Annotated in this window: 3 protein-coding genes; all 3 read left to right on the top strand. The window is 76.3% G+C overall.

Features of this window, described 5'->3' with window-relative positions; all coding sequences use genetic code 11:
- Positions 1–835 (top strand): ABC transporter ATP-binding protein (locus CCN42_RS25855; protein WP_086739214.1); only part of this gene is annotated, 835 nt, incomplete at its 5' end.
- 76 nt (positions 836–911) lie between these two features.
- Entirely contained in the window at positions 912–1,733 is an 822-nt protein-coding gene (locus CCN42_RS25850; protein ID WP_086739212.1) for an ABC transporter permease, read from the top strand.
- Between the two features lie 34 nt (positions 1,734–1,767).
- On the top strand, positions 1,768–2,256 hold a 489-nt coding region (locus CCN42_RS25845; RefSeq protein ID WP_107427647.1), incomplete at its 3' end, for an AAA family ATPase.

The following is a 2,256-nucleotide window of genomic DNA, read 5'->3' as shown; positions in this document are numbered from 1 at the left end:
GAACGGGGCCGGCAAGTCCACCCTCGTCCGCCAGCTCACGGGGCTGATGCGGCCCGACCGCGGCAGCGTCGAGATCCTCGGCCACGACATCGTGCGCCACCCCGAGCGCGCCTCGCGCATCCTCGCCTACCTCGGCCAGGAGTCCACCGCCCTCGACGAGCTGACCGTCTCGCTCGCCGCCGAGACCACCGGGCGGCTGCGCGGCCTGGACGTGCGGCGGGCGCGGGCCGAGCGGGACGCCGTGCTCGACGAACTCGGGCTCGCCCCGATCGCCGGGCGGCCGCTGAAGAAGCTCTCCGGCGGGCAGCGGCGGCTGGCCTGCTTCGCCGCCGCGCTGGTGGGCGAACGGCCGCTGCTGGTGCTCGACGAGCCGACCGCGGCGATGGACCCGGTGGCGCGGCGGGCCGTGTGGTCCGCCGTCGACCGGCGGCGCGCCGAGCGGGGCACCACGGTCGTGCTGGTCACCCACAACGTCATCGAGGCGGAGACCGTCCTCGACCGGGTCGCCGTGCTCGACCAGGGCCGGGTGATCGCCTGCGACACGCCCGCCGGGCTCAAGGAGCAGGTGGCCGGCGAGGTGCGGGTCGACCTGGTGTGGCGGGAGCGGGCGCCGCTGGACGTCCCGGAGGTGGCCGCGCTGCGGGACCGGGCCGAGGAGTCCGGGCGCCGCTGGACGCTGCGGCTCGCGCCCGAGGAGGCCCGCGCGGTCGTCTCCACCGTCACCGGCGGGGCCGCCTTCGCCGCGCTGGACGACTTCACCCTGACCACGCCGAGCCTGGAGGACGTGTACATGGCGCTCGGCGGGGCGGCGCGGCAGGGGCTGGTGAAGGGATGAGCGGCCCGGGCGCCGCATCCGTACGGAGCAGGGCCACCGCCGGAGACAACGCCGCAGTGAAGAGGAGCAGCACGACGTGAGTGTCGTACCCGCAGAGGTTCTGCCGGGCAGTGCCCTGGCCGCGGACCAGGCCGAGCGTCCCGCCGCCGAGCTGGCACCGGCCGCCCGGCTGTGGCCGTCGCTGTGCGCCGTGTACCGGGCGCAGCTGTCGCGGGCGCGGGTGGCGCGGATCCCGCTGCTGTTCGTGGCGACCTTCCAGTCCGTCGGCATCATGATCATGATGCGGGGTGTCGTCGACGGCGGCGGCGAGGCGCAGTCGGTCGTGGCCGGGGCCTCGGTCGTCGTCGTGGCGTTCGTCGCCCTGAACCTGCTCGCCCAGTACTTCGGGCAGCTGCGGGCCACCGGCGGGCTCGACCACTACGCCACGCTGCCCGTGCCGCCCGCTGCGGTCGTGCTCGGAGCGGCCGGGGCCTACGCCTCCTTCACCGTGCCCGGGACCTTCGTCACCGCCGTCGCCGGCTGCCTGCTGTTCGGGCTGCCCCTCACCCACCTGTGGATCCTCCTCGCGGTCATCCCGCTCGCGGGCGCGGCGCTCGCCGGGCTCGGGGCCGTCTGCGGGCTGCTCGCGCCACGGCCCGAGCTGGCCACGCTGCTCGGGCAGCTCGGCATGTCGGCGGCACTGCTGCTCGGCGTGCTGCCGCCGGAGCGGATGCCGGAGATCATCCGGCTCGCGCGGGACCTGCTGCCGTCGACCTACGGCGTGGAGGCCTACGCCCGGACCTTCTCCGCCGATCCGGACTGGGCCGTCGTCGCCGCCGACCTCGCGGTGTGCGCCGGGGTCGGCGTGATCTCGCTGGCCGCGGCCACCTGGGCGTACCGGCGGGCCGCCGTCCGGTGACGCGTCCGGGGGGCGGGCCTGGCACGATGTCAGGGTGACAGCACCGTTGACTCCGCCTCCGCCGCCGCACGAACAGCCCGCGCACGGTCAGTGGCCGCCCTCGGCCGCCGCCGGGGCGTACGGGGGTGCGGCGCACGGAGCCCACGGAGGGCAGGGACAGGACGGCCCCGGGATGAAGACCGAAGTGCGGGAGGCCGCCGTGATCACGGTGGCGGTGGCGCTCGGCGGGGTGCTGCTCGGGCTGCTGTGGCACTGGCTGGCCCCCCGGGTGCCGCTGGTCGGTGACGTCGTGGACGGCCGCTGGGTGGTGTACGTCAAGGACACCGAGGGGGAGCAGGCGGCCGGCGTCGACGGGACGTTCGCCCTGCTCGCGCTGGCGTTCGGGGTGCTGAGCGGCGTCGTCGTGTTCCTGCTGCGGCGGCGCGGGGGTGTGCCGGTCGTGGTGGCGCTGGGGGCCGGCGGGCTGCTCGGGTCGCTGCTCGCGTGGCGGTTCGGGGTGTGGCTCGGGCCGGCCCCCAGCGCC

This window comes from Streptomyces glaucescens, from assembly GCF_002154375.1.
Classification (GTDB): domain Bacteria; phylum Actinomycetota; class Actinomycetes; order Streptomycetales; family Streptomycetaceae; genus Streptomyces; species Streptomyces glaucescens.
The sequence above is the reverse complement of the archived record's forward strand: the minus strand, read 5'-3'. Positions and strand labels throughout refer to the sequence as shown.